This window comes from Pseudomonas fakonensis, assembly GCF_019139895.1.
GTDB classification, from domain to species: Bacteria; Pseudomonadota; Gammaproteobacteria; order Pseudomonadales; family Pseudomonadaceae; genus Aquipseudomonas; species Aquipseudomonas fakonensis.
In genome coordinates, this window is sequence record NZ_CP077076.1 from 1,190,139 (window position 1) to 1,215,907 (window position 25,769).

27 protein-coding genes and 1 tRNA gene are annotated in these 25,769 nt (G+C 64.9%); 12 read left to right on the top strand and 16 right to left on the bottom strand.

Annotated features, from left to right (window positions below; all coding sequences use genetic code 11):
- The first annotated feature begins 179 nt into the window (after window positions 1-179).
- From KSS94_RS05445 to KSS94_RS05460, 4 genes are all read left to right on the top strand, one after another.
- Window positions 180-788 (top strand): TPM domain-containing protein, encoded by a 609-nt coding sequence (locus KSS94_RS05445; RefSeq protein ID WP_217842016.1) that lies wholly within the window; start codon window positions 180-182, stop codon window positions 786-788.
- Between the two features lie 99 nt (window positions 789-887).
- The gene (locus tag KSS94_RS05450) at window positions 888-2,105 is read left to right on the top strand and encodes a class I SAM-dependent methyltransferase (RefSeq protein WP_217842017.1); all 1,218 of its coding nucleotides are present in this window, start codon (window positions 888-890) and stop codon (window positions 2,103-2,105) included.
- Window positions 2,106-2,279: 174 nt separating this feature from the next.
- Window positions 2,280-2,552 (top strand): hypothetical protein, encoded by a 273-nt coding sequence (locus KSS94_RS05455; RefSeq protein ID WP_217842018.1) that lies wholly within the window; start codon window positions 2,280-2,282, stop codon window positions 2,550-2,552.
- Window positions 2,552-3,040 carry a helix-turn-helix transcriptional regulator gene (locus KSS94_RS05460; RefSeq protein ID WP_217842019.1) on the top strand — a complete coding sequence of 163 codons (489 nt, stop codon included), beginning with the start codon at window positions 2,552-2,554 and terminating at the stop codon, window positions 3,038-3,040. Before KSS94_RS05455 ends, KSS94_RS05460 begins: the two co-directional genes overlap by 1 nt.
- Before the next feature lie 15 nt (window positions 3,041-3,055).
- Here KSS94_RS05460 and KSS94_RS05465 read toward each other — a convergent pair whose 3' ends face one another.
- Window positions 3,056-4,066: a DUF4917 family protein gene (locus KSS94_RS05465; protein WP_217842020.1), complete on the bottom strand. Its 1,011-nt coding sequence runs from the start codon at window positions 4,064-4,066 to the stop codon at window positions 3,056-3,058.
- A gap of 203 nt (window positions 4,067-4,269) precedes the next feature.
- Here KSS94_RS05465 and KSS94_RS05470 point away from each other — a divergent pair, with 203 nt between their 5' ends.
- From KSS94_RS05470 to KSS94_RS05480, 3 genes are all read left to right on the top strand, one after another.
- Entirely contained in the window at window positions 4,270-5,337 is a 1,068-nt protein-coding gene (locus KSS94_RS05470; protein WP_217842021.1) for a glycerophosphodiester phosphodiesterase family protein, read from the top strand.
- A gap of 97 nt (window positions 5,338-5,434) precedes the next feature.
- The gene (locus tag KSS94_RS05475) at window positions 5,435-5,806 is read left to right on the top strand and encodes a hypothetical protein (RefSeq protein ID WP_225935844.1); all 372 of its coding nucleotides are present in this window, start codon (window positions 5,435-5,437) and stop codon (window positions 5,804-5,806) included.
- Window positions 5,807-5,820: 14 nt separating this feature from the next.
- Window positions 5,821-6,303 carry a hypothetical protein gene (locus KSS94_RS05480; RefSeq protein WP_217842023.1) on the top strand — a complete coding sequence of 161 codons (483 nt, stop codon included), beginning with the start codon at window positions 5,821-5,823 and terminating at the stop codon, window positions 6,301-6,303.
- A 291-nt stretch (window positions 6,304-6,594) separates the two neighbouring features.
- Here KSS94_RS05480 and KSS94_RS05485 read toward each other — a convergent pair whose 3' ends face one another.
- The 7 genes from KSS94_RS05485 to KSS94_RS05515 all read right to left on the bottom strand — a co-directional run bounded on the left by KSS94_RS05485 (window position 6,595) and on the right by KSS94_RS05515 (window position 12,931).
- Complete coding sequence (locus tag KSS94_RS05485) at window positions 6,595-6,882, bottom strand: helix-turn-helix domain-containing protein (protein WP_217842024.1); 288 nt, start codon at window positions 6,880-6,882, stop codon at window positions 6,595-6,597.
- Window positions 6,883-7,030: 148 nt separating this feature from the next.
- A complete protein-coding gene (locus tag KSS94_RS05490; protein ID WP_217842025.1) occupies window positions 7,031-8,731 on the bottom strand; it encodes a SulP family inorganic anion transporter in 1,701 nt (566 codons plus the stop codon).
- Window positions 8,732-8,942: 211 nt separating this feature from the next.
- A tRNA-Gly gene (locus KSS94_RS05495) sits at window positions 8,943-9,016 on the bottom strand.
- A 115-nt stretch (window positions 9,017-9,131) separates the two neighbouring features.
- Window positions 9,132-10,016 carry an alpha/beta fold hydrolase gene (locus KSS94_RS05500; protein ID WP_217842026.1) on the bottom strand — a complete coding sequence of 295 codons (885 nt, stop codon included), beginning with the start codon at window positions 10,014-10,016 and terminating at the stop codon, window positions 9,132-9,134.
- 485 nt (window positions 10,017-10,501) lie between these two features.
- The gene (locus KSS94_RS05505) at window positions 10,502-11,194 is read right to left on the bottom strand and encodes a 16S rRNA pseudouridine(516) synthase (RefSeq protein ID WP_217842027.1); all 693 of its coding nucleotides are present in this window, start codon (window positions 11,192-11,194) and stop codon (window positions 10,502-10,504) included.
- Window positions 11,195-11,226: 32 nt separating this feature from the next.
- Window positions 11,227-11,448 (bottom strand): cysteine-rich CWC family protein, encoded by a 222-nt coding sequence (locus tag KSS94_RS05510; RefSeq protein WP_217842028.1) that lies wholly within the window; start codon window positions 11,446-11,448, stop codon window positions 11,227-11,229.
- Complete coding sequence (locus KSS94_RS05515) at window positions 11,441-12,931, bottom strand: sensor domain-containing diguanylate cyclase (RefSeq protein WP_217842029.1); 1,491 nt, start codon at window positions 12,929-12,931, stop codon at window positions 11,441-11,443. Before KSS94_RS05515 ends, KSS94_RS05510 begins: the two co-directional genes overlap by 8 nt.
- A gap of 52 nt (window positions 12,932-12,983) precedes the next feature.
- Here KSS94_RS05515 and KSS94_RS27330 point away from each other — a divergent pair, with 52 nt between their 5' ends.
- Both KSS94_RS27330 and KSS94_RS05520 read left to right on the top strand, forming a co-directional pair.
- Window positions 12,984-13,112, top strand: coding sequence for a hypothetical protein (locus KSS94_RS27330; RefSeq protein WP_264082014.1), 129 nt, complete (start codon window positions 12,984-12,986; stop codon window positions 13,110-13,112).
- A 31-nt stretch (window positions 13,113-13,143) separates the two neighbouring features.
- On the top strand, window positions 13,144-13,611 hold the full coding sequence (locus KSS94_RS05520) for a hypothetical protein (RefSeq protein ID WP_217842030.1): 468 nt from the start codon (window positions 13,144-13,146) through the stop codon (window positions 13,609-13,611).
- A gap of 148 nt (window positions 13,612-13,759) precedes the next feature.
- Here KSS94_RS05520 and dspII read toward each other — a convergent pair whose 3' ends face one another.
- Window positions 13,760-14,866 (bottom strand): enoyl-CoA hydratase/isomerase DspII, encoded by a 1,107-nt coding sequence (dspII, locus tag KSS94_RS05525; RefSeq protein ID WP_217842031.1) that lies wholly within the window; start codon window positions 14,864-14,866, stop codon window positions 13,760-13,762.
- A gap of 128 nt (window positions 14,867-14,994) precedes the next feature.
- On the opposite strand from dspII, the gene ung reads away from it, so the two are divergent.
- The gene (ung, locus tag KSS94_RS05530) at window positions 14,995-15,687 is read left to right on the top strand and encodes a uracil-DNA glycosylase (protein WP_217842032.1); all 693 of its coding nucleotides are present in this window, start codon (window positions 14,995-14,997) and stop codon (window positions 15,685-15,687) included.
- Window positions 15,688-15,772: 85 nt separating this feature from the next.
- Here ung and KSS94_RS05535 read toward each other — a convergent pair whose 3' ends face one another.
- The 5 genes from KSS94_RS05535 to KSS94_RS05555 form a co-directional block, all read right to left on the bottom strand.
- Window positions 15,773-16,801: an AbrB family transcriptional regulator gene (locus KSS94_RS05535; protein ID WP_217842033.1), complete on the bottom strand. Its 1,029-nt coding sequence runs from the start codon at window positions 16,799-16,801 to the stop codon at window positions 15,773-15,775.
- On the bottom strand, window positions 16,794-18,308 hold the full coding sequence (locus KSS94_RS05540; protein WP_217842034.1) for a tripartite tricarboxylate transporter permease: 1,515 nt from the start codon (window positions 18,306-18,308) through the stop codon (window positions 16,794-16,796). Before KSS94_RS05540 ends, KSS94_RS05535 begins: the two co-directional genes overlap by 8 nt.
- A 3-nt stretch (window positions 18,309-18,311) precedes the next feature.
- Window positions 18,312-18,770, bottom strand: coding sequence for a tripartite tricarboxylate transporter TctB family protein (locus KSS94_RS05545; protein WP_217842035.1), 459 nt, complete (start codon window positions 18,768-18,770; stop codon window positions 18,312-18,314).
- 189 nt (window positions 18,771-18,959) lie between these two features.
- Window positions 18,960-19,940 (bottom strand): Bug family tripartite tricarboxylate transporter substrate binding protein, encoded by a 981-nt coding sequence (locus KSS94_RS05550; RefSeq protein WP_217842036.1) that lies wholly within the window; start codon window positions 19,938-19,940, stop codon window positions 18,960-18,962.
- Window positions 19,941-19,976: 36 nt separating this feature from the next.
- The gene (locus KSS94_RS05555) at window positions 19,977-21,266 is read right to left on the bottom strand and encodes an OprD family porin (protein ID WP_217842037.1); all 1,290 of its coding nucleotides are present in this window, start codon (window positions 21,264-21,266) and stop codon (window positions 19,977-19,979) included.
- 199 nt (window positions 21,267-21,465) lie between these two features.
- Here KSS94_RS05555 and KSS94_RS05560 point away from each other — a divergent pair, with 199 nt between their 5' ends.
- Together KSS94_RS05560 and KSS94_RS05565 are read left to right on the top strand one after the other, a co-directional pair.
- The gene (locus KSS94_RS05560) at window positions 21,466-22,137 is read left to right on the top strand and encodes a response regulator (RefSeq protein WP_217842038.1); all 672 of its coding nucleotides are present in this window, start codon (window positions 21,466-21,468) and stop codon (window positions 22,135-22,137) included.
- Complete coding sequence (locus KSS94_RS05565; RefSeq protein ID WP_217842039.1) at window positions 22,130-23,509, top strand: sensor histidine kinase; 1,380 nt, start codon at window positions 22,130-22,132, stop codon at window positions 23,507-23,509. The genes KSS94_RS05560 and KSS94_RS05565 overlap by 8 nt, the downstream gene beginning before the upstream one ends.
- A 370-nt stretch (window positions 23,510-23,879) precedes the next feature.
- Here KSS94_RS05565 and KSS94_RS05570 read toward each other — a convergent pair whose 3' ends face one another.
- Window positions 23,880-24,689 (bottom strand): HDOD domain-containing protein, encoded by an 810-nt coding sequence (locus tag KSS94_RS05570; RefSeq protein ID WP_217842040.1) that lies wholly within the window; start codon window positions 24,687-24,689, stop codon window positions 23,880-23,882.
- 55 nt (window positions 24,690-24,744) lie between these two features.
- On the bottom strand, window positions 24,745-25,686 hold the full coding sequence (gene ygfZ / locus KSS94_RS05575) for a CAF17-like 4Fe-4S cluster assembly/insertion protein YgfZ (RefSeq protein WP_217842041.1): 942 nt from the start codon (window positions 25,684-25,686) through the stop codon (window positions 24,745-24,747).
- Window positions 25,687-25,769: the final 83 nt, after the last annotated feature.

Genomic DNA, 25,769 nt, shown 5'->3' on the forward strand with positions numbered 1-25,769 from the left:
CGAAGTTGTTCAGGCGGCTGTTTGTTGTTCAGCGCCCCCGGCGTCCGTTGTGCGCGGGCGGTGCTGTTTCGAACCTGTGGCAGCCGGCGATTATGCCTTATATATGCGCCCTGATGAGATACACTCTCGCCAGCCCGATGCCGGGATAACAACGATAAGAACGCTCAAGAGACGATGGCATGACCGAATACGAACAGCGCCAGATCGCCGAGGCGATAGCCCGCGCCGAGCGGCGCACCGACGCGGAACTGGTCACGGTGCTGGCCCGCCGCGCCGACGACTACCCTTATTTGCCCCTGATATGGGCCGCGCTGCTGGCGCTGGCGATCCCGCTGCTGCTGCACCGCTGGCAGGGCGGCATCGGCCTCAACGGCCTGATGCTGGCGCAGATGCTCACTTTCGTTGCCCTGTGTCTGCTGCTGCGCCACCCGCGGATTGCCGCCTGGCTGGTGCCGGCGGTCCTGCGCCGGCGGCGCGCCTCGGGCCTGGCCCGCCAGCAGTTTCTCGAGCTCAACCTGCAGCGCACGGCCGGCGCCACTGGCGTGCTGATTTTCGTCAGTGAAGCCGAACGGCATGTGGAAATCCTGGTCGATGAGGGTATCGCCCGGCACCTGCCGCCGCGTGCCCGCGAGCAAATCGTCGCGCGCTTTACCGAGCAGGTGTGCCAGGGCCATACGCTGCAGGGCTTCGTCGAGTGTATCGAGGCCTGTGGCGAGCTGCTCAGCGAGCATGTGCCGCCCACCCATGCGCGCAACGAGCTGCCCAACCGGCTGGTGATTCTCGACTGAGCCGCACCTGTCGCGAAAGCCTTCGCGCTGGGGCGGCAGCCACGTAGAATGCGCGGCATTGCGCACCGCGCCCCCCGCATTCCGAGGCACCTGTTCCCCATGTCTTCCGCCATTTCCTCCGCCGCGCCCGATGCGCGTGACCAGTTCCTGAGCCTGCTGGCCGACGCCCTGGGCGACGCCAGCCTGGGCAAGCTGGTGCTGGCCCGGCATGTTGGCAGCGATGCCAGCCTGCAACGGATCATCGCCAAGCCGGTGCAGATCAAGGGCGAGGCCTGCCTGCAACTGGTCTACCGCCACCAGACCCGCGACATCACCCGCAACCTGCCTCTGGCCGAAGTCGAGGCGTTCGTGGCGGCGCAACTGCCGGAGCATTTTCGCAACGCGCACCTGTTCACCGCCGCAGGTGAAGTGCAACTGGCCTTCAGCAAGAAGGGCAAGCCGATGCTGCAGCGCCACCTGGCGCAACAGGCCCCGCGCGAGTTGGCCGCAGCCGGGCATGACCGCGAGAAAAAGCGCTACCTGGAACTGAGCCGGCCATTTTTGCGCGACCTGGGCGTGACCGATGCGCAAGGTGCGCTGATCCCGTCGATGTCGCGCAAGTGGAAGCAGATCAACAAGTTCATCGAGGTTTTCGACCACGCCCTGGCCGGTGCGCCGTTGGCGTCGGAGCAACTGTTGCGGGTCGCCGACTTCGGCTCGGGCAAGGGATACCTGACCTTCGCCATGCACGATTACCTGCGCAACAGCCTGGGCCGTGAGGCCCAGGTGACTGGCGTTGAGCTGCGCCCGGAAATGGTCGAGCTGTGCAACGGCGCCGCTGCGCGCCTGGAACACCCGGGCCTGGTATTCGAGTGCGGCGACGTGCGCAGTGTGGTGCCCGAGGCCATCGAAGTGATGATCGCCCTGCATGCCTGCGACGTGGCCACCGACTACGCCATCCACACCGGCATCCGCTGCAACGCGGCGATCATCATGTGCTCGCCGTGCTGCCACAAGCAGATCCGCCCGCAACTGCACAGCCCTGGGCTGCTGCAACCGATGCTGCAGTACGGGTTGCACCTGGGCCAGCAGGCCGAGATGCTCACCGACAGCCTGCGTGCGCTGTACCTGGAGGCCTGTGGTTATGAAACCAAGGTGTTCGAGTTCATCTCGTTGGAGCACACCAACAAGAACAAGATGATTTTGGCGGTGAAGCGGCGGCAGGTGCAGGACAACAGCGCACTGCTCGGCAAGATTGCCGAGCTGAAGGCGTTTTATGGGGTGCAGGAGCATTGCCTGGAAGCGTTGCTGCGCGATGATGGGTTGATTGCTGGCTGAAACCCGCCCCTTGTCCGCAGGGGCTTTCCGGGTTTGAGCGCGAATTTTCCGAAGCTGTTGGTGCCGGGGAAACCCTGCCCTCAATGGGCCTAGGCTGGTTCTGGATGATGCCTGTCGGCGTTTTTGGTTGTCACTTGACAACCTTTTTTCCATGACCATACTGGCGCTCATTCGATGGCCCGCCCCATCCACCCGAACAAGGAAGTCGAAAGCGCCCTCAGGCACGCCGAAGTGCTGGGTTGGCACGTCGTGGCAGGGGGAGGCCATTGCTGGGGGCGCATCTATTGCCCCAACAATGATCGTGAATGTCGCTGCGGCGAGTTCTGCATCACCAGTGTGTGGTGCACGCCGCGCAATCCCGGCACGTTCGCCCGCCAATTGCGCCGGGTTGTGGACAACTGCACATCGGGCCGCGGTCACGCCAATCAACCAGCGGAGCAGCCGTGATGGAATACGAGTTCACCCTCAAGTACCAACTCGCCGACGACGAAGCACCTGAAACCCTGGTGGAGCGCCTGGGCGCTGCAGGTTGTGATGATGCGGTTGTCGGTACCGGCCAGCCAGGCCGCCTGGCGCTGGCCTTTGCCCGGGAGGCCGATAGCGCCTTGGCGGCACTGCAGAGTGCGCTGGATGACGTGCGCAAGGTTCTGCCCCAGGCGCAGTTGATCGAGGCCACCCCCGACCTGGTGGGTTTGACCGACGTGGCGCAACGGGTGGGCGTCACCCGGCAGAACATGCGCAAGCTGATGCTGACCCACTACCGCAGTTTTCCCGCGCCAGTGCATGACGGTGGCACGGCGCTCTGGCACCTTGCCGACGTACTGGCCTGGATGCAGGCGCGTGGAGGTTACCCTGTGGAGCAACCGGTACTCGAGCTGGCTTCGGCCGCCATGCGCGTGAATATTTTCAGCGCTTACGAGCGCCTTGTGCAGTAACGCCAACCAGCAGCTTCAATGACGCGCCGCAGGTACTTCGATCGCCAGTTGCGCGGCACCCAACGGGTGCGTGCTGGCATCGAAAAAGTACAGCGCGGTCCCTTCGAGGTCGCCAAACCTGTCAACGAAATGCTGCTTCTGGTTGATCACCGACGCGTCGCTCAATGGCCGGATGGCAATGACGATGTGTGCAGGCCGCGCTTGACGGATTGCCTCGACCAAGTGCTGGTCGCTGCTGTCCAGGTGCTGGCCGAACAGGCACAACCCTTCACGTTCGCGAGCCAGTTCGCCCAGGCACCAGGACAGGTAGTCCGAGTGGCGGATGGCGCCCAGCTTTTCGTCGCTGCGGCCTTCGTTGACGAACAGCGGCACCTCGCCGGGAATGTTTACCGCAAAGCCGTCGAACAGCTCGGCAGCATCGGCGCTGCGCTGGCGCGTGGTGCCGTCAGGTAGCTTGAGCAAGTGCAGGCCGCCGTGCAGGTGCAGGACCCGGGTGCCGCTGGTGCGGCTGCGGCGAATGTCGAAGAAACCCTGTTCATCGAACTGCTCGGCAAAGCCTTGCGGCGCCTGCTGCACGGCCCAGGGCAGGAGCAGGTCGTAGTTGCTGGTATAGACACTGCGGTAGCCGCGCAGGGCCTGGTTGATGGTGGCCAGCGTCGCTGCCGGCATCAGCGCCCAGGGCAGGTGCACGGTGCGCACGGCGTGAATCAGCGCTTCCTTGATCGAGTAGTAGCGGTTCAGCGGTGCGGTGGAGCTGATCGCCAGGGCGGCGTTGGCCCGCACTGTGTGATTGAGGGTACTGAGTACCGGCTCGAACAGCTCTGTGCCCAGCGACTTGAACAGTGCCTGGTCGCTGACGGCCAGGCCCTTCTTGCGCCCGGCCCGTTGGGCCTCTTCATACAGCGAGAAATAGCCGAACGGCTTCCACAGTGCGCGGCTGGCGCCGTTGCCCAGCAACAGGGCGCTGCTTGGGTGGCGCTGGTTGAGGTCGGCCCAGGCGGGCAGGTGGGCGTCGAGGGCAGGCATCGGCAGGTCCGTTGGCATGGCGGAAAACGCGGGGACTTTAGCATGTCATGGGCAGTGTGCGAGGGTATGGGGGCGGCAGATCAATGTAGGGTCAACGGGGTTGTATTGCCTGTACCGGCCTCATCGCCGGCAAGCCGGCTTCTATAGGCTCAGCATTGGCCTGAAAGTGATGCGTTCCAACCGGACGAAAGAGGACTTCGCCCATGCACAATCGCTTCATGCAATCACTCACCCTCACCTTGTTGCTGGCGGCCACCACGGCTTCGGCCAGCGATGGCAAGGCCCTGGCCGATGCCCAAGGTATCCCGTACCCGGCCGTGATCGCTCACCGTGGCGCTTCGTTCGACGCCCCCGAATCCACTACCCCGGCCTACCTGCTGGCCCGCGAGCAGGGTGCCGACTACCTGGAGATGGACCTGCAACGCACCCGCGACGGCGTGCTGGTGGTGGTGCACGATGATGTGCTGGCGCGCACCAGTGATGTGGCCGAGCGCTTCCCCGAGCGCGCTGCCAGCCCGGTCAGCGCCTTCAGCCTGGCCGAGCTCAAGTCGCTGGACGCCGGTAGCTGGTTCAACAAGGCCTACCCCGAGCGTGCCCGGGCTTCGTTCAAAGGGCTGCGCATCCTCACCCTCGACGAGGTGATCGACATCGCCGAGGCCAACCCCGAGCGCCATCCGGGCCTGTACATCGAGACCAAGCAGCCCGCGCAGTTTCCCGGCATCGAAAACGACCTGAAGGCGCGCCTCGATGCCCGCGGCTGGCTCGAAAAACCCGGGCGTGTGGTGCTGCAGACCTTCGACCGCAACAGCCTGGCACTGCTGCACCAGGCCATGCCGCAGACCCCGAAGATTCTCCTGCTGTGGGTGGCCAAGGGCAGTATCGAGCCGGCTTCCGGGCAGAATTTCGCCGAGTCCGGCGAAAGCGACAAGGCAGCGTTCTACGCCCGTCAGCAGCCAAAAGACCACAGCGAATTCGAACGTTGGCTGGATTACGCCAAGGCCGGCGGTGCGATTGGCACCGGCCCTTCGGCCATGCGTAGCGGGCTTGGCGAGCAAAGCTACGCCGACCTGATCCAGCCCTGGATGAACCAGGCCAGCCATCAGCGCGGGCTGTTGGTGCACGTGTATACCCTTGATGACCCTGCAGACTTCGACAAGGCGCTCAAGGCCGGGGTGGACGGGGTGTTCAGCAATCGCCCCGGGGCTTTCATGCGCTTTCTCGGGCGTACCCCGGGCGGTGAGGGGCAGTTGCTGCGCCAGCTAGGTTACTAGCCAGCTCAGGGTGTCCCTGATGGCGCATAACGCCAGATGCTGGCAGAGTGCCTGCCCCTTGCGCGCCCGCGCCGGGGGCATGTCACAAGGAGTCAGTGTGAAAATCAGGATCATGGCTGTGCTTGCCAGCAGCCTCTTGCTCGCCCAGTGGGCCCACGCCCAGGACATCTCCACGCTCTACCAGGACTACCAAGACAAGGGCCGTTCTACCTTGAGCATGGATGAGCTGAACAAGCCGGTGCGCTTCGACGCAGTGGCACTGGGTGTCAGCAGCAGCTTGAACGGCACGCCGGTGCTGGCGGCTGGCAACGACGACGGCTATGAACTGGCCCGCCTGATCGGTGCCGACCAGGCCCAGGTGGCACTGATGAAAGGCATGCGCACGGGGCAGAAAATCGCTGCCGAGTGCGTGCTGCAGTTCACCTCCGGCAGTGATTTTCTCGCCTTCAACCAATGCACATTCAACTGAACAAGGATGTTTCCATGAAAACTTCGCTTCGCCTCATCGCCCTGGCCGGCAGCCTGGCCGCCTGCTCCGTTTCGGCCGCCGAGGCCGATCAGGTTGCGCTGCTGACCAGCCTGGTCAAGTGCCAGGCCAGTTCGCAACAGGTGGCGCAGTTCAACAAGATGCTCGATGACGAGCAACTGACCCTGACCAAGGACGAAGCCCACAGCCCTTGGGGCGGTGCGGCCTGGCAGGTGAGCCCGGCGCTGAGCATCAACGGCGTTACCTCGGCCACCGTGGTGATGACTGACCGCTTCAGCTTCTTCCTGCAATCGGCCACCACCACCCCGCAGGCCGACGCGGCCAAGCTGGCCAGCAGCCTCAAGCTGGAAAAGACCCTCGATACCGACGGCTACGTCGACTACCAGCGCAAGCTCGACGGCAAGGGCGCGCTGCGGGTGGTGTCCACTGAAGACAAAGATCGCGATCTGTACGTCGGCTGCAGCTACCCGCAGGGCTGAGGCCGGAAAGAAAGGCCCGGGGTTGCCCGTAATGCTGTTCACTTAGAATTGCCGAGGCCGCTTTGCGGCCCATCTCGACCGGACGGCGCCCCGGCAAGGCCGCTTCCCACAGGTACTGCGCATGGCTTGGTAATTCAGCCTTGCTCAGTACCTGTGGGAAGCGGCCTTGTGTCGCGATGGGCTGCGAAGCAGCCCCAACCCAGGCAACGCCTCTCTTAAGTGAACAGCATTACGGGGTTGCCCGGGCCATTTGCCAACGCGTGGGTGAAGAAAGACCAGATGCAGCCCAGGTCAGTGCGAAAGCGCCTTGAGCACGTGGTCTGGATCGTTATGGATGGCCCGCAGCAACGCCTTGGCAGGGCCGGCAGGTTCGCGGCGCCCTTGTTCCCAGTTACGCAGCGTGGCCACCTGTACGTCGATCATTTCGGCGAAACGCACCTGGGACAGGCCTGTGGCTTTGCGGATATCCCTGACCTGCAGGGCATCCACCACAAACTGCCGGGATGGCTGACGTTTGCCTTGGATGGTTTCATCCATTTCTACAACGCTATCCATCAACTCATCGAAGAAACGGCTCATGGGCGCCTCCAGTTCTTGATCACATTCCCCAGTGCCTTGCTTGGTTCTCGGAATGAGTTGACCTGCTGCGGCAGGAGGAATGGCCAGCCTACCCACAATCCAGTGAGTGTCAGGATCATCTATTCTCGCTTGGCTGTAGTCCCTTTCCTTATTTGCTGCCGGCCTCCCTGCGCACCCGGTTACGCCACACCCGATACGCCCGGATCCCCGCCCGCACCGAGCCGAACAGCAGCTTGTCTTCCATTTCCCTGGCCATCCCCGAGCGCACCAGCATGCGCAGGAAGGTGCCCCGTGCGCGGGCGATGGCGAAGTGGATACCCTGGGCAGCCAGGGTGTCGCGTACTTCGCGCAGGGCGGCGATGCCGGTGACGTCGATACTGGTCACCGCTTCTGCGTCGAACAGCACCACCTGGGCCTTGTCCACCCCCTGCACGGCCTCCAGCAGGCGCATCTTGAAGTAGTCGGCATTGAAGAACAGGATCGCGTCATCGAAGCGGTACACCACCAGGCCCGGCACAGTGCGCGCATCCTTGTGCTGGCGCACGTCCACCTGGCCCTCGATGCCGGGTACCCAGCCCAGCACGGCGTCGGTGGGTTGGTAGATGCTGTACAGCAAACGCAGGATCGCCAGGGTCACGGCGAACACGATGCCCGGCAGCACGCCCAGGCCGAGCACGCCGACCGTGGTCAGCAGGCACAGCCAGAACTCGAAGCGGCTGAGCCTGTAGATGGTTTTTAGCGACCTGACGTCGATCAGCCCCCAACCGGCCATCAGCAGCACGGCGCCCAGGGCTGCTTGGGGGATCCAGGCCATGGGGGCGGTGAAGAACAGCAATATCAACGCGATCACCAGGGCGGCGATGATGCCCACCAGCTGGCTCTTGCCGCCGACCATGTCATTGACTGCGGTGCGCGAATCGGCGCCGCTGATGGCAAAGCCTTGGGAGATGCCGGCAGCCAGGTTGCTTACACCCAGGGCGACGAATTCGTGGTTGGCGTTGATTGCATAGCCGTGCCGCGCGGCAAAGCTGCGGGCGGTGAGCATGGCGCTGCAGAAACTGATGGTGGCAATACCCAGGGCGTCGCGCAGCAGGCTCTTGGTCTCCGCCAGGTTGCTCTGTGGCCAGGCCAGCTCCGGGATGCCCGCCGGCACCGGGCCGAGAACCGCTACGCCAAAGCGGTCCAGGCCGAACAGCCCGGCCAGGGCGGTGAACACCACCACGGTGACCAGCGCCGCCGGCAGCCGAGGGTAGCGGCGCGGCAGCCAGATCAGCAGGCCCAGCCCGGCGAGGCCGATCAGCAGGGTGAGCCAGTGGATCTCGCCCAGGCGTTCGAGGAAATTGACCACGCTGAGGATGAACCCGTCACCCTCGATCTTGAACCCCACCACCTTCGACAACTGTCCGGCGATCAGGCTCAGGCCGATGCCGTTGAGGTAGCCGATGAGGATCGGCCGCGAGAAGAAGCTGGCGATGAACCCGGCCCGGGCCACGCCGGCGGCGATCAGCATCGCCCCCACCAGCACGGTGACGATCACCGACAGCTCGGCGATGCGGTGTGGGTCGCCCATGGCCAATGGCGCCACGGCGCCGCCGATCATGGCGCAGGTCGCGGCGTCGGGGCCGACCATCAACTGCCGTGAACTACCGATAAGGGCATAGACGATCATCGGCAGCACGCAGGCGTACAAGCCGTACTGCGGGGGCAGGCCGACGATCTGCGCATAGGCGATGGCGATGGGGATCTGGATGGCAGCCACCGACAAGCCGGCCTGCAGGTCGGCGTGGAACCACTCGCGGCGGTAGTGCAGCAGGTTGGCCAGGCCCGGTAACCAGCGGGAGAGAAACATGGGCAGTCCTTTGGAAATGTTTCGACAAGCGTAGGGCGTTTATGCGCGCAAGCCGTCTGGCTGGCAAGTGCGGTGTGGCCGGGCATTGAAATCGATCGGCGAGAGGGCGGCCATGGGCCAGATCAACGAAGGGTGCAGAAACGAAAAAAGGAGCCATGGGCTCCTTTTGACAGCGATGACGTTATTGGAACGCCATGCGGGGAATACGATTTGGAGCGGGTAGAGGGAATCGAACCCTCAACTAAAGCTTGGGAAGCTTTCGTTTTGCCACTAAACTATACCCGCGTCAGCGCACGACTTTTTACCAGATCCCTCCTCGAAATAGAAGCCCAGGTTATAAAAAAAGCGGGTCGGCGCCCTGCTGCCTGCGGGTGGGTGGGGCAGCAAGACGCCGATGCGCTCAGATGGCCAGTGCATGCTGCCCCTGTACAGGTGTGTAGCGTTGACGGGGCTGGCGCACGCTTGGCTTGAGGAAACCGAGCATCACGCTGCGGGTATCTTCACAGGCGCCCTTGTGTTCCATGTCGAGGAAGTGGCCGGCATCGCGGATCACGCTGAAGTGGCTCTGCCCCACGTGCTGGCTGAACTGGCGGGCGTCCTCGACGGTGGTGTACTCGTCACGGTCGCCGTTGATGAACAGCACCGGGATGTCGATGTTGCGTGCAGCCCGCAGCGCCCGTTCCAGGTCGTGGTCGAGCACCTGGTTGATGTGAAACAGCATCTGCGTGTATTCGTGGCTGTCCAGGCTGCTGACATGCCGGTAGTTGAAGCGCTTGAACAGCGACGGCAGGTACTTGCCGATGGTGTCGTTGACCAGGTTGCCCACCTGGTAGCGGTCGCAGGCGGCCAGGTACTGGCAACCGCGCTCCAGGTAGTCGCGCATCGGTTCGTTGATCACCGGCGAGAACGAGCTGACGATGGCTTTTTTCACCCGCCGTGGTTGGTGTGCCAGCGCCAGCAACCCGCAGGCTCCACCCCAGGAGAACGACATCACGTGGTCGGCCTGGAAGTGCTCGATCAGCTCAAGGAGGATGTGCGCCTCGGTCTCCTTGGTGAGCAAACGCTCCTGGCGGTTGTGCGGCTTGGACTTGCCGGCGTAGGGCTGGTCATACAGCACCACGTTGAATTGCGGGTGCAGGTTGCGCACCGTCTGGGCAAAGGAAGCCGTCGTGGCCAGCGAGCCGTTGATCAGGATGATCGTCTTTTCGGCGCCTTCTGCGCGATGGAACTCCGTGTAAACCCGGTACTGCCCTTGGATATCAAGTACAGCGATTTCTGGCCTCATGTCGTCGACTCCTGGCGCAAAAAGGGTATTCGCGTCACCTAGGGTGCACGTGCTTTATGACAGGTAGGCATTTGCCTGGAAGTGAAAGCGGTGGGCCCTTGTGTCGATCCTTGACGCTTGTGTCGACGGTATTGTTGTGGCGGGCGATCTGCCGTGCCCCAAGGCATCGAGACCCTGGGTGGCCGGCAAAAAGGTGTCTTGGACTACGGTTGTGACTGCTGGGTCACATGCAGACCGACAAGTGAGCAGTCAAGCAGTGGGTACGAGGTCGCGCAAGTGCCGTTGAAGGGTTTTTTTGCCGGCGGTCGTGTAGTGCGGGCGCGGGTTGGCTACCCAATCGTTTGCGCGGGAAGTGGCCTGATTGAGGTGCCGGACACGGTCCCTGTAGGAGCCGGCTTGCCGGCGATGAGGCCGGCGCAGGGAAATGCTGTTTCAGGCCCGGCCCTATCGCCGGCAAGCCGGCTCCTACAGGGGCTGCGGGCTGATCAGACGGCTGCGATCTCTTCGCGGCTCAATGCCCTGAAAGCCCCAGGCGCCAGGCCAGGGTCCAATTCGATCGCCCCCATACTCTCCCGGTGCAGCCCCACCACCTTGTTCTGGAAGTGCCCGAACATGCGCTTGACCTGGTGGTAGCGCCCCTCGATGATCGTCAGCCGTGCCTCGCGCGGCCCGAGGATGTCCAGCTGGGCAGGCTGGGTGGTGAGGTCTTCGAAGGCGAAGTACAGCCCCTCGCGGAAGGTATCGACGTAGTGCGCGCCGATCTCGTCCTCGGTGTGTACCCGGTACACCTTGGGCAGCTTGGTGGCCGGCTGGGTCAGCCGGCGTGACCACTGGCCGTCGTTGGTCAGCAGCAGCAACCCGGTGGTGTTGAAGTCCAGGCGCCCGGCGATGTGCAGATCGTCGCGCAGCTCGGCTGGCAGCAGGTCGAGCACGGTGCGGTGCTCGGGGTCGCGGGTGGCGCTGACGCAGCCTTGCGGCTTGTGCAGCATCAGGTAACGCGCCGGGCGGCCGGCCTGCAGCAGGTGTTCGTCCACCTCCACCCGGCTGAACTCGCGCACCTCGTGCAACGGGTCGGCGGTGGCCACGCCATCCACGCGCACCCGCCGTTGCACCAGCAGCAGGCGCACTTGCTGGCGGTTGTAGGCGGGCAGGTTGGCGAGGAAACGGTCAAGGCGCATTGGGGGCAGGTCGGCTGAAATCGGCGCGCAGTCTAGCGGATTGCCGGCGGCTGCGCTGCCTTGAGCTGCTCGTCCACCTGGGCGCAGCGCGGGCACAGGCAGGCCTTGTCGCGCAGCTCGGCGGGCAGGGCTTCAAGCACTGCCGGGTCGATGCTCACCTCGAAGCACCAGCAGCCGCGGGCGGCCGTGCGTGGGTCGGCCAGGCCGCATTGGTTGGTGGCTCCGCAGGCGGGGCAGAGGGTGGTGTCAGACATGCTCGGTTCCGGGTGTTTCGCTGCAGACGCGGTTGCGTCCGCCTTGTTTGGCGCGGTACAGCGCGTGGTCGGCGCGGGTCAGCAGGGCGTGCAGCGAGTCGCCGCGTTGCAGGCCCGACAGGCCGATGCTGACGGTCAGGCGCAGCGGCTGGTCGGCGTAGCTGAATATCAGCTGTTCGGTGCGCCGGCGGATCTTCTCGGCCACTTCGATGGCCTGGCGGCCCTCGGTTTCGCGCAGCAGCACGATGAACTCCTCGCCGCCCCAGCGGCAGAGTATATCGGACTGGCGCAGGCTGCCCTGCAGCACATTGGCGAACTGGCGCAGCACTTCGTCGCCGGCCAGGTGGCCGTAGGTGTCGTTGAGCGCCTTGAAGTGGTCGAGGTCGATCAACAGGGCGACCAGTGGTGCGCTGTCGCGCTGGGCTTCGATCAGTGCCTGGCCGGCCAGCAGGTCGAAGCTGCGGCGGTTGGGCAGGCCGGTGAGGCTGTCCAGGGTGGCCAGCGCCTCGGCGTTGGCTTGGTGGCGCCTGACCATGGCGCCCAGCAGCGACAGCACCACCAAGGTGATCATGGTGCAGATGGCCAGGTTCAGGTACAGCGACTGGCGAATACGGTCCAGGGCCTCGGTTTCGCGCTTGTCCACCAGCAGATACCAGTCGAGCTCCGGCAGCAGGCGCACGTTTAGAAAATGCGCGTGGCCCTCGTTGTCCTTGTACTCGTGGCTGCCGGCGGTCGGCGTCGGCAGGCGGCTCAGCAGGTCCTGCCATTGGTCGCTGTCGGCCAGTTGCTGGCCGGCACGCAGGCCGTGGGGGCCGCCGCCGGTGCCGGTCAGCACGATCTTGCCCTGGCTGTCGGTGAACAGTACCGCCCGTTGGTAACGCCGCTGGTAGTCATCGATCAGCCTGACCACCGACTCCACGCTCAGGCCCACGCCCACCGCACCGATGAAGCGCTGCTGGTAGTCGAGCATCTGGTGGTTGATGAACACGGTCAGCTTGTCCTGGTTGGCCATGTCCAGGTCGACATTGATCTCGTAGGGCTGCTGCAGGTTGCGCAGGCGAAAGTACCAGGCATCGCGCCAGGCGTCGGGCTTGACCTGCTTGAGCACGCCCTTGGCCTGGTAGTAGGTGAGGGTGCGGTCGGAGACGAAAAAGCTGGTGCAGGTGTTCTGGGTGTCCATCACCTCGCCGAGGTAGCGGGTGATGCGTTCCGGGTTCTGCTCGCCGGCCAGCACCCAGTCACGCAGGAAGGTGTTCTGCGCCATCATTGCCGAGATCTGCACCGGGCGGATCAGGTCTTTCTGGATCTCCGAATACACCGTGTCGGAGGTCAGTGGCAGCTCGGTGTTGACGATGCCGTCGCGGATCGCCCCGCGCGAGGCGTAGTAGCTCAGCAGCGAGGTGGCCAAAAAGCCGCTGGCCAGCAACAGCAGCAAGGTAAAGATCAGCGAGCGTTGCGAAAACAGGGCGGAAGGCGAGGGCATGATCGTCCCGTGATATGTGCCAGAGGTCACATTCTAGTGAGATGACCGGGAAATGACTGCATGTTTTTCATGGTTATACGAGCTGTTTCAAATTGTTGCTGAAATGGCACTGAACCCTGGCGCGGATGTCTTATCTGGTGTCGGTGATCGCATTCCCGCCGATGCCCGTCAGCGCCGCTGACCCGGGCACCCCAGCGGTCCAGGAGGCCGCCATGTACCCACGAATTCTGATCATTGTCCTGCTGGGGCTTTTGACCTCTGCCTGCGCGCCTTACTACGAGAGCGACGGCTATTACCGCAGCGACTATTACACCAGCGATCGCTACGTTTACCCGGGCTATTACCGCCAGGACCGTTACTACGTGGCGCCGCAACCGCGCTACTACTACCAGCCCGCGCCGCGTTACTACCAACCTGCACCGCGTTATTACCGGCCGGAACCGGCACCGCATTACCGCCCGGGCCCGCCCCCGGGCCGGCCGGCGCAGTGGCAGGGCAACCCGCGGCATGACTATGGCAACCGCCAGCGCTATGACTATGGGCGTGACCGGGATCGCAACGACTATCGCAACAACAACCGGGGGAATAGCCAGGGGGATCGCTGGCATTCCAACGGGCAGGGTAATCGCGACCGTGGCCCCGGCAACGGGCGGGGCAGCGACCGCAACTGGCAGCGTTGAACCCGGGTTGAACTCCGGTTGAACCCTGTAGGAGCCGGCTTGCCGGCGATGGGGTCCTGCAGCCTTGCACTGCAGGGCCGGCCTCATCGCCGGCAAGCCGGCTCCTACAGGTAACAAGGCCCATCAACCGAGCATGAAAAAGGGCCCATCAACCCAGCTCGGCCAGCGGGTGCCGCCCGTCCCATGCCTTGCTGAAATGCGCCTGCACCACCGCAGCCGGCACCTGTGCCACGTCCGGCCAGTGCCAGCGCGGGGTGTTGTCCTTGTCCAGCAGCCTGGCGCGTACCCCTTCGCTGAATTCGGGGTGACGGCAGCAGTTCAGGCTCAGGGTGTATTCCATCTGGAACACCTGCGCCAACGACAGGTGCCGGGCCCGGTGAATCTGCTCCCACACCAGATGCGCAGTCAGCGGGCAGCCCTCGTGCAGGCGCTTGCCGGCATCGGCAAGCAACGGGTCGGCATGCCGGGCCAGGCCGCTCAGCGCTCGCCAGGCCGCCACCGGGTTGGCCACGTCCAGCACCTCGTCGATGATTGCGCGCCGCGCCAGCCATTGCCCTTCGGGCAGCTCGGCCCAGGCTCGGTGCTGCTCGGCCTTGAGCAGGCTGTTGAGTTGCAGCGCGGTCTGTTCCTGCCAGTTCAGTTGCAGCAACTCATCGATCAGGGCTTCTTGTTGCTGCTCGCCCAGAAAACGATCGGCCAGGCCGAGATCAAGGGCATCGCGGGCGTTGATGGGGGCTCCGGTCAGCCCTAGGAACAACCCGAGCTTGCCGGGCAGACGGGCGAGGAACCAGCTGGCGCCGACGTCTGGGTACAGGCCAATGCTGATTTCCGGCATCGCCAGCCGGCTGCTGGGGGTGACGATGCGAATTGCCGCGCCCTGCAACAGCCCCATGCCGCCGCCCAGCACGTGGCCATGGCCCCAGCACAGCAGGGGTTTGCGGTAGGTGTGCAGGCGGTGGTCGAGGCGGTATTCGCTGGCAAAGAAGCTGGCCGCCAGCGCCGGCACGCTGCCGGGTTGTTCGCGGCAGGCCTGGGCCAGCGCGCGTACATCACCGCCGGCGCAAAACGCCTTGGCGCCGTTGCCGCGCAGCAGTACGCAGACGATGCCGGGGTCGCGGGCCCAGGCGTCGAGCTGCTGGTCGAGCTGCTCGATCATGGGCAGGGTCAGGGCGTTGAGCGCCTTGGGGGCATCCAGGCTGGCGATGCCGATGCGGGCGCCGTCGGCGCCGGTGAGTACCTCGCAATGAATGGACATGGACTACCTCGCGCAAGTCGTCCCACCAGTATGGCCGGCGCCGGCAAAGCTGCCGGTCGCCGGTCGCCTCGATTGACAAGCCGGCTCAGCTTTCCTAGTGTCGCGCCACTTTGTTTCCGGACCATCCCATGACCGACGACGACCGCATCAAGCTCGAAGCCAGCTGGAAGGCCGCCCTGCGCGCCGAGTTCGACCAACCCTACATGCACCAACTGCGCGAGTTCCTGCGTGGCGAGTATGCCGCCGGCAAGGAAATCTACCCGCCTGGGCCGATGATCTTCAATGCACTGAATTCCACGCCGCTTACGCAGGTGAAGGTGGTCATTCTCGGCCAGGACCCGTACCACGGCCCGGGCCAGGCCCACGGCCTGTGCTTCTCGGTGCAGCCGGGGGTGCCCACGCCGCCGTCGTTGGTGAACATCTACAAAGAGCTGCAGCGCGACCTCAACCTGCCGATCCCAAGCCACGGTTACCTGCAAAGCTGGGCCGACCAGGGCGTGTTGATGCTCAACACCACCATGACCGTGGAGCGCGCCAATGCGGCGTCCCATGCCAAGAAGGGCTGGGAGTTCTTCACCGACCGGGTCATCCAGGTGGTCAGCGAGCAGTGCCCGAACGTGGTGTTTCTGCTGTGGGGCGCCCATGCCCAGAGCAAGCAAAAGCTGATCGATGCCAGCAAGCACCTGGTGCTCAAATCCGTGCACCCGTCGCCGTTGTCGGCTTATCGCGGGTTCTTCGGTTGCGGGCATTTCAGCCGGGCCAATGGCTTCCTCGAGCAGCGCGGGATCGCGCCGATTGACTGGGCAGTGCCAGCCTTGTAGGCCCTATCGCCGGCAAGCCGGCTCCTACAAGGTACTGCACATGCCTTGAGCGCAGTGCAGTACCCGCAAAGAAGGCGACGCAAATTTACGAGCTGGCGTTCCAGCGCCTGAAGAACGGCTCGGCCAGAAACAGCACGAACAGCAAGCGCATCACCTGCAGCGCGGTCACCAGCGGTACCGACAGTTGCAGGGTTTCGGCCGTCAGGCTCATCTCGGCAATGCCGCCGGGCATCATGCCCAGGGTCAGCGAACGCAGGTCCAGGTGGGTGAGCAGGCTCAGCGCCCAGGCCGCTGCGGCGGCAATCAGCATGCACAGCGCGGTGGCCAGCAGGGTGCGACCGAGAAACGACGGCGCGCGGCGGAAGAACGCACGGTTGAAGTGGCAGGCCAGGCCGCTGCCGATCAGCCACTGGCCGATCTGGCTGGCGCCGTTGGGCAGGCCGATCTGCAGGTTGCCGGCCAGGCTGATGCTGGCCGCCACCAGCAGTGGGCCGAACAGCCAGGGGTTGGGCTGGCGCAAGCGCTGCCACAGCAACGCCACCGCCACGCCCAGCGGGGCGATCAGCGCCAGCCAGCCCCAGCTCACGCTGCCGGCATGGTTCAGCGGCACGCCATCACCCAGCAGCAGCTTGAACAGCGCCGGCACGCACAGCACCACCGCCAGTACTCGCAGGCTTTGCGCCGCCGCCACCTGGCTGAGCACCGCGCCATTACGCGCGCCCAGGTTGACCATCTCGCCCGAGCCGCCCGGCATGCTGGCGAAGAACGCCGTGGCGCGGTCCTCACCGGTGCGCCGCAACAACCACACGCTGATCACGCTGGAAAGCGTGGTGAACAGCGCGCCGAAGAAGATCAGCGCGAAGTGGCTGGCCACCTGCTCGATCACCGCCGGGGTGAAGTGCAGGCCGATACCGATGCCGATGATCCATTGCCCGCACTTGCGGCCATTGGGGATTTCACTGAGCTGCCAGGGCGTGAGGCAGCGCACCAGGATGATCGCCAGCAGCGAGCCGACCATCCACGGCAAAGGCCAGCCGACCTGGCTGGCGGCAAAGCCGCCGGCCAGGCCGACCAGCCCGGTGGCCCAGAACAGGGGCAACGACCGGTCAGGCATCGGCCAGGGCCCGGCGCTGCTGGGCGCGTTTGCGCCAGATGCGCAGCAGCGGCAGGCCCAGCATGCACACCACCAGGGCCCACACGCCCATGCTGATAGGGCTCGCCCAGAGAATGCCCAGCTCGCCGTTGGAGATCGACAGCGCGCGGCGCAGGTTCTGCTCCATCAGCCCGCCGAGGATGAAGCCCAGCAGGATCGGCGACAGCGGAAAGTCCAGCTTGCGCAGGATGTAGCCCATGATGCCGATGCCGACCATCAGGAACAGGTCGAAGGTGGTGGCATGCACGGCGTACACGCCGATCGCGGTGATGATGGCGATCACCGGCACCAGCGCCCAGTTCGGCACGGCGAGAATGCGGGTGAAGATGCGGATCATCGGGATGTTCAGGATCACCAGCATGATGTTGGCGATGAACAGCGAGGCGATCAGGCCCCAGACGATGTCTGGTTGCTGTTCGAACAGCAGCGGGCCGGGGGTGATGTTGTACAGGGTCAGTGCACCGATCATCACTGCAGTGGTGCCCGAACCGGGTACGCCGAGGGTCAGCATCGGCACCAGGGCGCCGCAGCAGGAGGCGCCGATGGCGGTTTCAGGCGCGGCCAGGCCACGGGCATCGCCCTTGCCGAACTTGCCCTTTTCGCCAGCCATGCGTTTTTCGGTCATGTAGGCCACGGCGCTGGCCAGGGTTGCACCGGCACCGGGCAGCACGCCCATGAAGAAGCCCAGCAGGCCGCAACGGATGTTCACCGCGAATACCGAGGCCGCTTCCTTGAAGTTGAACAGCATGCGCCCGGTGGCCTTGACCGCGATATGGCCATGGTGGGTCTTTTCCAGCAGCAGGAGGATCTCGCTGATGGAGAACAGGCCCAGCACCAGCACCACGAACTGGATGCCGTCGGCCAGGTGCACGCTGTCACCGGTGAAGCGGTATACGCCGCTGTTGGCGTCGATACCGACCGCCGACAGGAACAAGCCGATCAACGCGGCGATGAAGGTCTTCAGCGGCTTGTCACCGGCCATGCCGCCGAGGGCGACGATGGCGAACACCATCAGCACGAAGTATTCCGCCGGGCCGAAGGCAATCGCCCATTTCGCCAGCAGCGGGGCGAACAGCACCATGCCGCAGGTGGCGATGAAGGCGCCGATGAACGAGCTCCATGCCGACAGCGACAGGGCAACGCCGGCCAGGCCCTGGCGGGCCATGGGGTAGCCGTCGAGGGTGGTCATCACGGTGGAGGCTTCACCGGGGATGTTCAGCAGGATCGAGCTGATTCGCCCGCCGTATTCGCAGCCCAGGTACACCGCCGCCAGCAGGATCAGCGCCGACTCCGGCGGCAGGCCGAGGGCGAAGGCGATGGGGATCAGCAGGGCCACGCCGTTGATCGGGCCCAGGCCCGGCAGCAGGCCGACCACGGTGCCGATCAGGGTGCCGGTGAGGGCGGTGACCAGGTTGTAGGGGCTCAGGGCGACGCCGAAGCCCTGGCCGAGGTAGCTCAAGGTATCCATGTGTCAGTTCTCCAGTACGCTCAGCAGGCCAAGGGGCAGGGGCACGTCCATCACGCGGTCGAACAGCCAGTAGAGGAAGATGCTCATGCCCACCACCACGATGGCGCCGGGCAGCCAGCTCCCGCCGTACAGGCGTGCCATGGGCAGGCCGACGAGGATCGCGCTGAGGATGAAACCCAGGGGTTCGAAGGTGGCGGCGAAGACGACCAACAGGCCCACGCAAGCGGCGATCTTGATCAGGGTTTCGCGGTCCAGCTGCGGTTCATCGTCCTTGCGCACGATGGGCGTGGGGCGGATGGCCAGGTACAAAAGGCCCAGGCCCATCAGCCCGAGCATCAGCAACGGGTAGGCACGCGGGCCCACCGGTTCATAGGAAAACGCAGCCTGGTAAGGCCAGGCCATCACCGCCAGGGCGGCGCATACAGCCAGCAGCACGAGGGCGAAGATACGTTGCAGGATCATTGAAGAAATCCTCGTTGTGATCGCTTGAGCGAAATGCAAACCCTGTGGGAGCGGCCTTGTGTCGCGATCGGGCGCGAAGCGGCCGCAAAACCTGCCACTGTGATCTGCCAGGATGACCGCAGTGGCATTGCAGGGGCCGCTGTGCGGCCCATCGCGGCACAAGGCCGCTCCCACAGGAATCTGCGTGGCTTACTGAATCAACCCGAATTCCCGAGCCAGGGCCTTGTAGTCGGCCACCTGCTTTTTCACGTAGCCGTCCAGCTCTTCACCGGTCATGGCGAACGGGAACAGCTCGCGTTGGTCACGCAGCTTGGCGAAGTCTTCCGAGGCCAGCATCTTGTCGAACGAGGCCTTCCACCAGGCGTAGTCTTCGTCGCTGACCTTCGGCCCCAGGTAGAAGCCGCGCACCACCGGCCAGACGATGTCGTAGCCCTGTTCCTTGGCGGTGGGGATGTCTTTCATCTCTGGCTCGTCCAGGCGCTTTTCCGAGAACACTGCGAGGATGCGCATGTTGCCGCTCTGGATGTGCGGCATGGAGTCGGAAATGTCGGTGGAACCGACCTGGATGTGCCCGCCCAGCAGTGCGGTGGCGATCTCGCCGCCGCCTTCCAGGGCCACGTAGCGCAGGTCGCGCGGGTTGATGCCGGCGGCCTTGGCAATCAGCGCGGTCTGCATCCAGTCCTGGCTGCCGACGGTGCCGCCAGAGCCGATCACCACCTTGCTCGGGTCTTTTTTCAGCGCCGCGACCAGGTCGTCGAGGGTTTTGTAGGGCGAGTCGCTTTTCACCGCAATGGCGCCGTAGCTGGTGCCGACCGCTGCCAGCCACTTCACCGCGTTTTCGTCGAAGCGACCGAACTTGCCCTGGGCCAGGTTCAGCAGCGAGCCGCTGGACCAGGCCACCAGGGTGCCGGCATCGCCTGGGCGCTGGGCGACCACGGCGTTGTAGGCCACCGCACCCACCCCACCCGGCATGTAGGTGACGCGCATCGGCTTGCTGAGGATCTTTTCCTGCACCAGGGCGCTTTGCACCAGCTTGCAGGTCAGGTCGAAACCGCCGCCGGGCGAGGCCGGGGCGATGCATTCAGGGCGTTTGGGTTCGGCGGCCAGGGCGTTGCCAGCCAGCAGCAGGCAGCCGGTGGCGAGGGCGAGGCGGCGCAGTGAAAAGGTCATTGTCAGTCTCCGTGAGCATTGTTGTTATGGGGTGGCTTACCAGAGGGCCACGCTGTAGCTGACCAACAGCCGCACTTCGTCGGCGTCGCGGGCGAAGTTGGAGCGGAAGGTGGCGTTGCGCAGGCGCACGGCGACGTTTTTCAACGGGCCGCTTTGTACCACGTACTTCAGTTCGGTGTTGCGTTCCCACTCCTTGCCCTCGCCACCAGCGGCGCGGCTGACGTTGTCGCCGTTGATGTAGCGGGTCATGAAGGTCAGGCCGGGTACGCCCAGGGCTGCGAAGTTGTAGTCGTAGCGCGCCTGCCAGGAGCGCTCGTCGGCACCTGCGAAGTCGTTGATCTGGACGAAGTTGACCAGGTACGGGTCGGCGCCATCAACGTAGGGGAAGGCGCTGTCGCCGCTCAGTTGCTGCCAGCCGGCGCTGAGCTTGTGCCCGCCCAGGCCGTAGCTGAACATGCTGCTGAAGGTGGTGTTGTCGATGCGCCCGGCTTTTGCAGAGCCTGCCTCGTCGCTGATCGCCAGGCGCAGGTCGGCGCCGAAGGTGCCCGGGCCCCAGGGCTGGGTGGCGAGCATGCCGATGAAGTGCTGGCGGTAGATGTCATCGAGCTGGGCGAAGTGGTAGCTGCCGGTGATGCGGTCGGTGAACTTGTAGTCAAGCCCCGCCAGGCTCAGGTTGTCGGCGCTGAAACTGCCACCGAAGCGGCCGTTCTTGTTGTTCAGCGCCAGCTCTTCCCAGTTGGTGTCGTTGCGGTCCTTGGCGTGGTCCAGGCGCCCGCCGGTGAAGGTCAGGCCCTTGATTTCCTGGGAGGTGAGCAGGCCGCCTTCGAAGGTTTGCGGCAGGATGCGCCCGTCGTTGGGCTGCAGGGTCGGCAGTTCGGGGATCAGGGTGCCGATCTTCAATTCGGTCTTGGAGATCTTCACCTTGCCGGTCAGGCCGAGCTTGGAGTACTCGTTGGCGGCCCGGCCATCGTCATGGGTGGGTAGCAGGCCAGTGTCGGTGCGGTCGGGGCTGGAGTCGAGCTTGATGCCCATCATGCCCAGCGCGTCCAGGCCAAAGCCCACGGTGCCGTCGGTGTAGCCGGACTCGAAGTTGAGCATGAAACCCTGGGCCCATTCGTCGCGCTTGGATTGCTGCGCGCTGGTGCCGTCGCGGAAGTCGCGGTTGAAGTACATGTTGCGGGTTTCGAAGGTGGCCGTGCTGTCTTCGAAGAAGGCGGCCTGGCTTAGTGGGGCGACACCGGCAAGCGCGAGGGCGCTGGCAATGGCGGACGGGCGTGCGGACAGGGAACGGGTAGGCGCGAACGCCTGAGGCTGCGATGACAGCATCGGGATGACTCCGTTTATTGTTCTTATTCGTTGCACCTTGCTGGTGCTTTTTTCGGCGCGTGGGGCGACCGTGGTGCGATGCTAGGTAACGAACCTTTCGCTAACCTTTCAGCGCAAAAGGTTTGTTACAAGGGGCTTCACAGGCCGCCCGGCAGCGGTACACTCCGCGCCACCGCCCCACCCGAGCAGGGAGAATCCGATGCGTGTGCTGCTGGTCGAAGACCATCTGCAACTGGCCGAAAGCGTGGCCCAGGCCCTCAAGAGCCAAGGCCTGACCGTGGATGTTTTGCACGACGGCGTGGCTGCCGACCTGGCCTTGGCCAGCGAGGACTACGCCGTGGCCGTGCTTGACGTCGGCCTGCCGCGGCTGGACGGGTTCGAGGTGCTGGCGCGTTTGCGCGGGCGCGGCAAGACCTTGCCGGTGCTGATGCTGACCGCGCGCAGCGATGTGAAGGACCGGGTGCACGGGCTCAACCTCGGTGCCGACGACTACCTGGCCAAGCCGTTCGAACTGAGCGAACTGGAGGCCCGGGTGAAGGCGCTGCTGCGTCGCAGCGTGCTCGGTGGCGAGCGCCAGCAGCGCTGCGGGCCATTGGTTTACGACCTGGACACCCGGCGTTTCAGCCTGGGCGACGAACCGCTGACCCTGACCCAGCGCGAACAGAGCGTGCTCGAGGCGCTGATCGCCCGCCCGGGGCGGGTGATGAGCAAGGAGCAACTGGCCGCCCAGGTGTTCGGCCTGGACGAAGAGGCCAGCCCCGACGCCATCGAGATCTACATCCACCGCCTGCGCAAGAAGCTCGACGGCCACCCAGTAGGTATCGTCACCTTCCGCGGCCTGGGCTACCTGCTCGAGCACCGCGATGCGTGACAACGGCAGCCTGCGCGGGCGCCTGCTGGGCAACCTGGCGCTGCTGCTGGTGGTGCTGATGCTGGCCAGCGGCCTGAGTGCCTACTGGAACGGCCGCGAAGCCGCCGACACCGCCTACGACCGCACCCTGCTGGCCTCGGCGCGGACCATCGCCGCGGGCCTTTCGCAGCGTGACGGGACCCTCAGCGCCGATGTGCCCTACGTGGCCTTGGACACCTTCGCCTACGACAGCGCCGGGCGCATCTACTACCAGGTGCTGGACATCAACCAGAAGCTGATTTCCGGCTACGAGCACCTGCCGCCGCCGCCGCCGGGCACCCCGCGCACCGACGACTACCCGGCCCTGGCGCGGTTCTACAACGGCACCTACCTGGGCCAGGACGTGCGCGTGGTCAGCCTGCTCAAGGCGGTCAGCGAGCCGAACATGAACGGCATGGCCGAAATTCGTGTAGCCGAAACCGAAGAAGCCCGCGTGCGCATGGCCCGCAGCCTGATGGCCGATACCCTGCTGCGCTTGGGCATGCTGGCGCTTGGGGCACTGGTGCTGGTGTGGTTTGCCGTAAGCGCCGCGTTGCGCCCGCTGGAGCGCTTGCGCAGCGCCGTGGAGGAGCGCCAGCCCGACGACCTGCGGGCCTTGCCGGTGGTGCAGGTGCAGCGCGAGCTGGGGCCGCTGGTGCGCGCCCTGAACCACTTCACCGAGCGGCTGCGCGGGCAGTTCGAGCGCCAGGCGCAGTTCATCGCCGATGCCGCCCACGAGCTGCGCACGCCACTGGCGGCGCTCAAGGCGCGGGTCGAACTGGGGCTGCGCTCGAAGGAGCCGGACGAGTGGCGCCAGACGCTTGAATCTGCCGCCCAGGGTACCGACCGCCTGACCCACCTGGCCAACCAGTTGCTGTCGCTGGCGCGGGTCGAGAACGGCGCCCGGGCCATCGCCGAGGGCGGCGCCCAGCGCCTGGACCTGAGCCAGCTGGCCCGCGAGCTGGGTATGGCCATGGCGCCGCTGGCCCATGCCCGGGGTGTGTCGCTGGCGCTGGAGGCCGAGGCGCCGGTGTGGCTCAAGGGTGAGCCGACCCTGCTCAACGAACTGCTCAGCAACCTGGTGGACAACGCCCTGGCGCACACTCCGGCCGGGGGCGATGTGATCTTGCGTGTGCTGGCGCCGGCGGTGCTGGAGGTCGAGGATGATGGGCCCGGAATCCCCGAAGATGAGCGCGAGCGGGTGTTCGAGCGGTTTTACCGGCGCAGCGTGCAGGGCAGTGGCTTGGGCTTGGCCATCGTTGGCGAAATCTGCCGGGCGCATCTGGCGCAGATCAGCCTGCATGATGGCGAGAAGGGCGGGTTGAAGGTGCGGGTGAGTTTTATCGCGGATTAAGCCTGTATCCCTGTAGGAGATCACCCAGCCCTTTCGGGCTGCGCTGTCGCGCAGAGAACTAGTCTCTGCAGATGCACCGCGGCCCCTGTGGGAAGCGGCCTTGCCGGGGCGCCGTCCGGTCGAGATGGGCTGCGCAGCAGCCCCGGCAATTTTGCATGAGGCCGAGGTCTTGGGGCCGCTTCGCGCCCCATCGCGACACAAGGCCGCTTCCCACAGAGACCGCGTTAAATCAATGAGTTGTAGTTTTTTCTATGAGAGCTGGCTTGCCAGCGATGAGGCGGGGAGCCCTGGCACACAGGTTTGTTTGCAGGCCCGGCCCTATCGCCGGCAAGCCGGCTCCTACAGGTAACGTGCAGGCCTGAAGGTAGGCTCAGCGCAACATGTTGCGCGCTTCCAGCAACTCGCCAATCTCAAGTTCGGTGCCATACGGCAGCCCGAGGTGCCGATACGCCGGCAAAGCCGCCAATGGCCGGCTGCGGCTACGCTGGCTCACGCACTTGGCAATCTGCACCACATCGATGTAGTCGACCTTGTCGGTGCGTCGGTCCAGGTCCTGCACCTGGCTCGGCAGCTTCACCAATTGCTCGGGGAACTCCCACGACGACAGGATCTTGTCACCTAGCACCGGCTGGATCTGTTCGATCACATAGTGCAGGCAGACCGGGTCGGAGAGCAGCTCGTTGTGCTCTTCGGCGTAGATCAGCACAGGCAGCGCGCCGATCTGGTGGACCAGCCCGCCCAAGGTGGCCTGGTCGGGCTTTAATTCAGGGGTGTAGCGTCGGCACAGTTCATAGCTGATGCCGGCTACTTCCAGGCTGTTGGCCCAGATATCGCGCAATTTGTTTTCTACCGCCGGGGCTCGGGCATGGAAGATCTGCTCGATCACCAGGCCGATGGCCAGGTTGCAGCTGTAGTTGATGCCCAAGCGGGTGATGGCGGTGTGCAGGTCGGTGACTTCGACGGCGGCGCGCAGCAGCGGGCTGTTGACCACCTTGATCAGGCGCGCCGAAAGAGCGGCGTCGCGGCCGATCACCTTGCTCAGGGCCGATACGCTGATCTCGCTGTCCTCGGCGGCCTCGCGAATGCTCAGGGCCACCTCTGGCAGGGTCGGCAGCACCAGGTCGTCGTTGTCGATGGCTGCCAGCAATTGTGCTTGAACCATCTCGGCCAGCTTGTTCATGGACTTCTCTACCGCAAAGGTGGTGCAGCCCCGCGGTGTTGGCGGGGCGGGTTGGTCAGCGTTGGATTTCCCGGTCGCGGTCCAGTTCGTATGGCAGGTCGAGCAGTGTCAGGCGCGGGCCTTCCAGGCTGCCCAGGTGCAGGTTGTCGTCGGCCACGGCATCGGCGCTGAGCACTGCCAGCAGCTCGACGTTGTGGCCGCTGCTGGCGGCAATCACCACCTCGCCGACCGACGAGCCATGGGTGGGCGAGAAGATCTCGGCACCTGGCGCCGGCAGTTCGGCCTGATCGAGCGCCAGGCGGTACTGGCGGCGCTTGAGCTTGCCCAGGTACTGCATGCGCGCGACGATTTCCTGGCCGGTATAGCAGCCCTTCTTGAAGCTCACGCCGTCAACCGCCTGCAGGTTGATCATCTGCGGGATGAATAGTTCGCGAGTGGGGCCCATGACTTGGCCGATACCGGCGCGCACCTGGCCCAGCAGCCAGTCGTTGAGCGTGCCTTCGGCCAGCGTGGCGGCGAGTTTTTCGCGCACGGCATCGGCTTGCGCGGCAGGTGCCCACAGTTCGGCGCGGCCGACACTTGCACGGATGGCGATCAGGCCTTCATGACGGACGGTCGCTCCGCTGGCATCCGGCAGCGCCAGGCCCAGGGCCTGGAGTGCGGCGTCGCCGTGCTGCAGGCCGAAGCGTACCCAGGCGGTGCTGTCGTCGCTGAGGGTGGCCTTGGAGAATACGGCGTACTTTTTAAGGTCGGCCAGTTGCGCCTCGAGCAGCTCGCCGGCCATGGCCAGCAGGTAGCCGTTGCCTTCGGGCAGTATGCGAAAGCTCGACTGCATGCGGCCCTTGACCATGCAGCGGGCACCCAGGCTCGCGTGGTCATCGCTGAGGTAGTTGATGTTGCAGGTCAGCTGGCCTTGCAGGAACTTGCCGGCATCGGAGCCGCGGACAGCGAGGATGCCCTCGTGGGTGAGCGTGCAGAAGAAAGCGGAATCGGCCATGGGTCATCGCGGTGGCTTAAAGACTGGCGGCCATCATAGAACGCCGGTAACAAAATAGGTAGGTGACTAGACCAACGCCCGGT